The 6621-nt window shown below is 73.4% G+C and carries 5 protein-coding genes and 1 pseudogene; 5 read left to right on the forward strand and 1 reads right to left on the reverse strand.

Annotated elements, in window-relative coordinates:
• The first annotated feature begins 77 nt into the window (after positions 1 to 77).
• The 4 genes from G3I42_RS25160 to G3I42_RS25175 all read left to right on the forward strand — a co-directional run bounded on the left by G3I42_RS25160 (position 78) and on the right by G3I42_RS25175 (position 4515).
• The gene (locus tag G3I42_RS25160; RefSeq protein ID WP_164289585.1) at positions 78 to 1880 is read left to right on the forward strand and encodes an LpqB family beta-propeller domain-containing protein; all 1803 of its coding nucleotides are present in this window, start codon (positions 78 to 80) and stop codon (positions 1878 to 1880) included.
• 271 nt (positions 1881 to 2151) lie between these two features.
• Positions 2152 to 2691 (forward strand): winged helix-turn-helix domain-containing protein, encoded by a 540-nt coding sequence (locus tag G3I42_RS25165; protein WP_164289581.1) that lies wholly within the window; start codon positions 2152 to 2154, stop codon positions 2689 to 2691.
• A 29-nt stretch (positions 2692 to 2720) separates the two neighbouring features.
• Positions 2721 to 4031 carry an MFS transporter gene (locus G3I42_RS25170; protein WP_164289587.1) on the forward strand — a complete coding sequence of 437 codons (1311 nt, stop codon included), beginning with the start codon at positions 2721 to 2723 and terminating at the stop codon, positions 4029 to 4031.
• Between the two features lie 85 nt (positions 4032 to 4116).
• Positions 4117 to 4515, forward strand: a complete 399-nt coding sequence (locus tag G3I42_RS25175; protein WP_164289583.1) for a VOC family protein — start codon at positions 4117 to 4119, stop codon at positions 4513 to 4515.
• Positions 4516 to 4564: 49 nt separating this feature from the next.
• Here G3I42_RS25175 and G3I42_RS25180 read toward each other — a convergent pair whose 3' ends face one another.
• Entirely contained in the window at positions 4565 to 5995 is a 1431-nt protein-coding gene (locus G3I42_RS25180; RefSeq protein ID WP_343244657.1) for a hydrolase, read from the reverse strand.
• A 279-nt stretch (positions 5996 to 6274) separates the two neighbouring features.
• Here G3I42_RS25180 and G3I42_RS38475 point away from each other — a divergent pair.
• A pseudogene (locus G3I42_RS38475) lies at positions 6275 to 6621 on the forward strand (ComF family protein); the annotation flags it as partial.

The following is a 6621-nucleotide window of genomic DNA, read 5'->3' on the forward strand; positions in this document are numbered from 1 at the left end:
CCGCCACCCCGGCCGCCCGGGCCGCCACGCCCGCTCCGGCCGTCCCCGCTCCGCGCCGTCGCTGGAGCGGCGGGCTCGTGCTCGCGACGGTCGGCGCGCTCGTCGCCGGGTGTGCCTCGATGCCGGATCACGGGGACGTGCAGCCGGTGGACTCCTCGACGCGCAACGATCCCCGGGTGCGCGTCTTCGGGGTCGCGCCGCGGGACGGGGCGCGGCCGATCGAGGTCGTCGACGGCTTCCTCGAAGCGCTCACGAGCGAGGACCGCGACTACGCCGTCGCGCGCAAGTACCTCACCGAGAAGGCGTCCCGCGAGTGGCAGCCCGGCAGCAGGACGACGGTCCTCACCGACAGCGCCCTGCCGAGCGCGGCGCGCGGGACGCCCCCGAACGAGGCCGACGACCCGGCGCAGGCGACGAGTTACACGTACGTCCTGACCGGCAAGAAGGTCGCGACGGTCGACGACCGGCTCTCGTACCACCCGAGCGACGCCACGTACCAGGAGACCGTGCAACTCGTGCGGACGGGCAAGGACAAGAAGGAGTGGCGGATCGACCGCCCCCCGACCGGCGTCGTGCTCGGCAAGAACGACTTCCAGCGGCTGTACTGGCCCGTCAACAAGTACTACTTCGCCGCGCGCAGCGAGGCGGGACGCCAGCCGCTCGTCGCCGACCCCGTGTACATCCGCTCGTGGGAGGACTCGGTCACGCAGACCGTCAAGGCGGTGCTCGACGGCCCCTCGGCGTGGCTCGGCGGCGCCGCCCGGAGCAGCTTCCCGGACGGGATCGCGCTGCGCCGCGGGACGACCGCGCTCGTGCCCGACGACGACAACCGGCTCACCGTGCCGCTCGACGTGAACAGCGGTGACGTGAGCGCCGCCGAGTGCCGGAAGATGGCGACCCAACTGCTCTATTCGCTGCGCGACTTGGCGTCGACCAGCGTCAAGATGGTCGAACTTCGGGCCCGCAAGGGCTCGTTGTGCACGCTCGACGAGGACGAGGCGGACGCGGTCGTTCGGCAGGGTGCCGGAAAGGCGGAGGAGCCCAACCAGTACTACCTGGACAAGAACCACCGGCTCGTGAACTTCGAGGACGCCGGCCGCGACGACGGGGTGCCCGGCGGGGTGCCGGGCCCGCTCGGCACGGGGGACCAGGAGCTGCGGTCGGCCGCGGTCTCGCGCGACGAGAAGTACGCGGCCGGGGTCTCCCTCAGCGGCGACCGGCTCTTCGTCTCGGCCCTCGCGGGTACGGGCGAACTGCGGTTCACGAACGTGCGGAGCAAGGCGGCCGACGAGAAGAACCGTCTCTCGACGCCGAGTTGGGACGGATACGGCGACCTGTGGGTGGCCGACACGGACCCGAAGAACCCGCGCCTGATGTGGGTGCGCAAGGGCTCGGCCGAGCCGGTCGAGGTGAAGGTCGCCGGGCTCGGCGAGGGGAACCGGATCGAGGCGGTGCGGGCCTCGTCGGACGGGGTGCGGATCGCGCTGCTCGTCCGCGAGGGCAAGCAGACGACCTTGCGGATAGGGCGCGTCGAACGCGTCGGCGAGGGCGAGGCGACGAAGATCTCGGTGGGCGGACTGCGCGCCGCCGCACCGCAGTTGGAGGAGGTCACCGCGATGTCCTGGGCGGGCGGCAGCCGCCTCGTCGTCGCGGGCCGCGAGGAGGGCGGCGTGCGCCAGCTCCAGTACGTGCTGAGCGACGGCTCCGTGCCGCCGAAGTCGACCCTGCCGGGCCTCAACGGCGTCACGGACATCGCGGCCTCGGACGATCCGGGCCTGCCGCTCGTCGCCCACTCCTCGGACGGCATCGTGCGGCTCCCGGCGGGGATGAACTGGGAGACCGTGTCGAAGCAGGGGACGGCGCCCTTCTACCCGGGGTGACGGTGCGGGGCGGGGCTGTCGGGCCCGGCCCCGTGCCGCGAACGGGCGCGTGATCCCGTGCCACGCCCGGCCTCGTACCCGTACGCACGCCCGCCCGTACCCGTACGGCCGCCTCGCCGCGCACGCGCGTCCGGCCTCGTCCCCGTACCGCCGGCTCATTCCCTGCCCGCCTGCGGAGCGAAGTCCCGCCCTGTCTTGAGCAGTTGACGACCGGAGAAGTCCGAGCGATACGCTCTTGCCATATGGTCAAGAAACGTTGACCATTGCTCGCATGCCTACCGATGAGCCTCCCGAGGCGTTCCACGTCACCACTGACGAGCAACTGCGCGCCGTCTCCTCCCTCACGCGTCACCGGATCATGGCCGTGCTCCGTTTCGAACCGGCGACGATCACACAGATCGCCGGGCGGGTCGGCCTCGCGAAGGGGAGTTCCAGCTATCACGTGCGGCTCCTGGAGCGGGCCGGCCTGGTGAAGGTGGTGCGGACGCGGAAGGTGCGCGGGGTCCACGAGCGGTACTACGCGATGGCCGCGAGGTCGATCGTGCTGCCGGAGCCCGGGGCGGGGCAGCCGGATGTGCTGATGCGGCACGTGGTGGCGGACCTGGAGGCGGCTCCGGCCGGGGGTGAGCGGCACGTACAGCTCAGCCATCTGCGCCTCACGCAGGAGCAGTTCGCGGAGCTGGGGGCGCGGCTGGAGGCGCTGGCGGCCGAGTACCGGGAGCTGTCCGACCCCGCGCTGCCGGATGTCTCCCTCGCCTTCGCGCTGTTCCGCCCGGTGGCGGGGGACAAGGCGGAGAGGGAAGCCGAGTGAAGCGCCGAACGGGCCGTAGCGAGGAGAAGTTGCCGACCGGGTTCGGGAGGCTGTGGAGCGCGCAGACGATCTCCTCGCTCGGCGACGGTGTCACACAGGCCGCGTTACCGCTGCTCGCCCTGACGCTGACGCGGGACCCGATGGCGCTCGCCGTCGTCACGGCCGCGGGGACGCTGCCGTGGCTGCTCCTCGGGATCGTCGGAGGCGCGCTGGTGGACCGCTGGGACCGGCGGCGCACGATGTGGCTCGCCGACGCGGGACGGGCGGTGCTGCTCGCGATACCAGCGGCGGCGGCCGTGCTCGACGTGCTCAGCATCGCGCTGCTCGCGGCCGTCGCCTTCCTTCTCGGGCTCGGCGGCCTCTTCTTCGACACGGCCGCCAGCGCCTATCTGCCGGAACTGCTCCACCGCGACTCCGTACTCCTGGAGCGCGCCAACTCCCGTCTGCGCGGCGCCCAGACCGTCATGTCCGGCTTCCTGGGGCCGCCCGCGGGCAGTGCGCTGCTCGCGGGCGGACGGGCGGTTCCACTGCTCGCCGACGCGGTGTCGTTCCTGTGCTCCGCCCTGCTCGTCCGTACCCTGCCCGGCGTGCCGCGGGCCGTGCCGGAGGTCCGGGAGTCGCTGCTGCGGCAGGCACGGGCCGGAGCCTCGTACGTCTTCCGGGACCGCTTGCTGCTCGGGCTCGCGTTGCGACCGGCGGTCGGGAACGTCGCCTTCCTCGCCGTGGACACCGTCCTCGCCCTCTTCGCGCACGACCGGCTCGGCATCGACACCTACGGCTTCGGCCTGCTCCTCACCGCCGAGGCCGCAGGTGGCCTGCTCGGCGCGGTCCTCGCCTCCTGGCTCGGCCGGCGACTCGGCACCGGTACGGCGCTGGCCTGCACGGCGGCCACCGAAGCGCTCGCCATCCTGGGCCTGGCCGCCGCCCCGAACCCGTACGCGGCCGGGCTCGCGCTCGCCGTCTGCGGGGCGGCCATGGGCGCCACGATGGTGCTCGGGCCCTCCCTGCGGCAGGCGATCGTCCCGGCCCACCTCATGGGCCGGGTCACTTCCACCTCCCGGATGCTCGCCATGTGCGCCGCTCCCCTCGGGGCCTTCCTCGGCGGCTGGCTGGCCACCGCCTACGACATCCGCACCCCGATCTACGTCGCCGCCGTCCTCCTCCTGGCGACGACGGCCGTCACGGCGTCCATGACGAGCAACCGCCGGGTCGAGGCGGCGCGGCGGGCGGCGGCGGCAGCGGAGGGCGGTGCGGGCGGGGCGGAGCGTGCTGAGGGTGTGGCTGTGGCGGACGGTGCGGCCGGGGAGGGCGTCGGGGAGAGCGCGGCAGGGACGCGGTGAGGGGGCGGGCCCTGGGCTCCGGCGCCTGTCGCGCGCGTTGCCGTGCCTCCCGGGCGGTCGGCCGCCACGCCCGTAGGCTCGCCGCATGAGCGCTCACGGTCCCCTCCTCGTGCACCATCTCGGCGTGTTCGTCACCGACTTCGCGGCGGCGGAACGGTTCTGGACGGCGGCCCTCGCCCCGCTCGGCATCGTCCCCGGCTACCGCGCGGACGGCCTGGCCGAGTACTGGCACGACGGCCACGACACCCCGTCGCTCGCGCTGCAACACGTCACGGACCCGGCCGCCGAGACCCGCGGCCTCCACCTCGCCTTCGCCGCGGGGAACCGCGCCGAGGTCGACGCCTTCCACCACGCGGCCCTCACCCACGGCGGCACCGACCGGTACGCGCCCCGGCACTGGGCGGAGTACCGGGCGTACTGCGCCTTCGTGAGCGATCCGGTGGGCAACAACGTGGAGGCGCTGGTGAAGGAGGGACGGGGGTAGCGGGCTGCGGGGCGGGCTTCGGCGGTGCCCCGCGCGTCCGCGGCCCCGTTCACACCTTGAGCCGTACCGCCTCGATCCACAGCTTGTTGTCGTGGGTGCCCACGTAGGTGAAGGCGAAGCCGCTGGTGGGATCGTCGCAGGCCAGGCCGAGCCAGTCGTCGTCGTGGACGTAGGAGGACTGGCAGACGGCGTCCTTGCCGCGGTTGACGCTGATGCTGAAGCCCATCAGGTACGGGGCGTCGTCGTCGGTGCTGCCGAAGTAGTGGTCGACGCCATCGGCGGCGTTCGTCCAGGGGTCGGGGTAGTGCCCCTCCCCCTTGGTCGAGGCGGGATCGGGCACGAAGGCGCCGCCGGTCGTGCCGTTGGTCCCGGATGCGGAGACGTTGACGGCCGTGAGCTGCGCCCCCGAGCCCGGGGTGCCCGCCGGGGCGTCGTCGCACGCCGGTTCGGTCCAGCCCTTGTCCCGCACGTAGACGCGGTAGCAGATGTGCCGCCCGCCCGGGTCCTCCGCCGCCAGTTCCCTGACGGCGGTCGCCGCGGTCCGCTCGGCTGCCTTCTGCGGCGGCTTGGACTCCTGCTGCCCGGAACCGCCCCCGTCGCCCGTTTCGCTCTCCTGCGGCGCGGCGGCGACGGGGGGAGCGGAGGCGGCGGGCGGGGCCTTCGGCGCCTGCGGGCTGAGCGTGGGTTCGGGCGGCAGAGTGCTGACGCCCGCTTGCTGGAGCTGCTCGGTGGCGGCGGTGGAGACGTGGGGTTTGTAGGCGATCCACAGCATCACGAAGGTGAGCGCCAGCGCGGTGAGGATGCCGAGGCAGGCCGCCAGCCAGCGCGGCGCGAAGGCCCGCTGCACGTACGTGCCCTCCACGTCCAGCGGCGTCACGCCCGAGCGCCGCACCGCCAGCGTGAAGGGGCGCTGCTCCGCGGAGCCGAACCAGGTGATCCGCCGCGGCCGCAGCGTCGTCTCGATGAACGCCGCGCGGCCCGGCTCGATCTGCACATTGCCCGGACGGATGTCGTACGAGAGCTGATCGCCGTTGTCGTTCCCGTTCACCGACGCGGTCACCTTGACGTTGCCGAGGTTGTCCACGGCCAGTCGCGGACGCCCGCGGAAACGTCCCTTCACCACGGGCGGGACCAGCTCGGCACGCACTTCCTCGAACGGTGTGACCGTGACGACCCCCTCCGGGACCGTCACCGCCTCCGGGTGCTCCGTCGGCGTGATCCGCACCGCGTACGGATGGGGGCCCGCCGCCGCGTCCGGTATACGCGGCGGGGCGAACTCCAGCCGGACCGTTCCCGTCGTGCCCGGGTACAGCCGCAGCGACTGCGGCTCCACGACGGTCCAGGGGGCGAGCGCCCCCACCGCCTCGAATCGGTACTCGTCCACCACGTCACCGGTGTTGCGCAACCGCAGCCGCACCGTCGTACTGCCACCCGGGTCCACTGTCGCGGAGGCGGGATCGAGGGAAGTCCAGAGGCTCACTCCCGGACTTTACGAGCGGGCCCGATGCCCCGTCAGGTGTCCTTGGGGCAGGGTGGTTGCCCGAAGAGGCGGTCCCGTTGTCACCCCGTCCTGTGCACGGGGGTTGACGGGGGCACCGCCTGTGTGCGGGCCGATTATCGGGCTTCGCCTGTGGACAACTCGGCTGTTCCCGTCACGGCGTTCACCCTTACGGGTGGGCCGTGTGACGGGTTTCGGGAGTCTGTCCACAGATCTGCCGTGGCGGGGGTTCGGCGGGTGGGCGAGGGGGATCGTGGAGGTGTGGACGGGTGGTGGAGTGCGCTGGCCGAGCTGGTGCTGCCCGCGGAGTGCTTCGGGTGCGGGTCGGCCGGGGCGCTCGCGTGCGGCGGGTGCCGGGAGGTTCTGGAGGGAAGGGAGGTACGGCGGGTACGGCCCGAGCGGGCGCCGCCCGGCTTGCCGGGGGTGAGCGCGGCGGTCGCCTACGAAGGGGTGGTGCGGACGTTGTTGCTCGCGCACAAGGAGCGGGGCGCCCTCGGGCTCGCCGGGCCGCTCGGCGGCGCGCTCGCCGCGGCGGTGCGGCACGGCGGGGACGCGGACAGGGGTACGGGCCGGGGCACTACGGGCCGGGGCACGGAGGGTGCCGCGGG

Origin of the sequence: Streptomyces sp. SID11385 (genome assembly GCF_010548245.1) — a bacterium.
Lineage (GTDB): Bacteria > Actinomycetota > Actinomycetes > Streptomycetales > Streptomycetaceae > Streptomyces.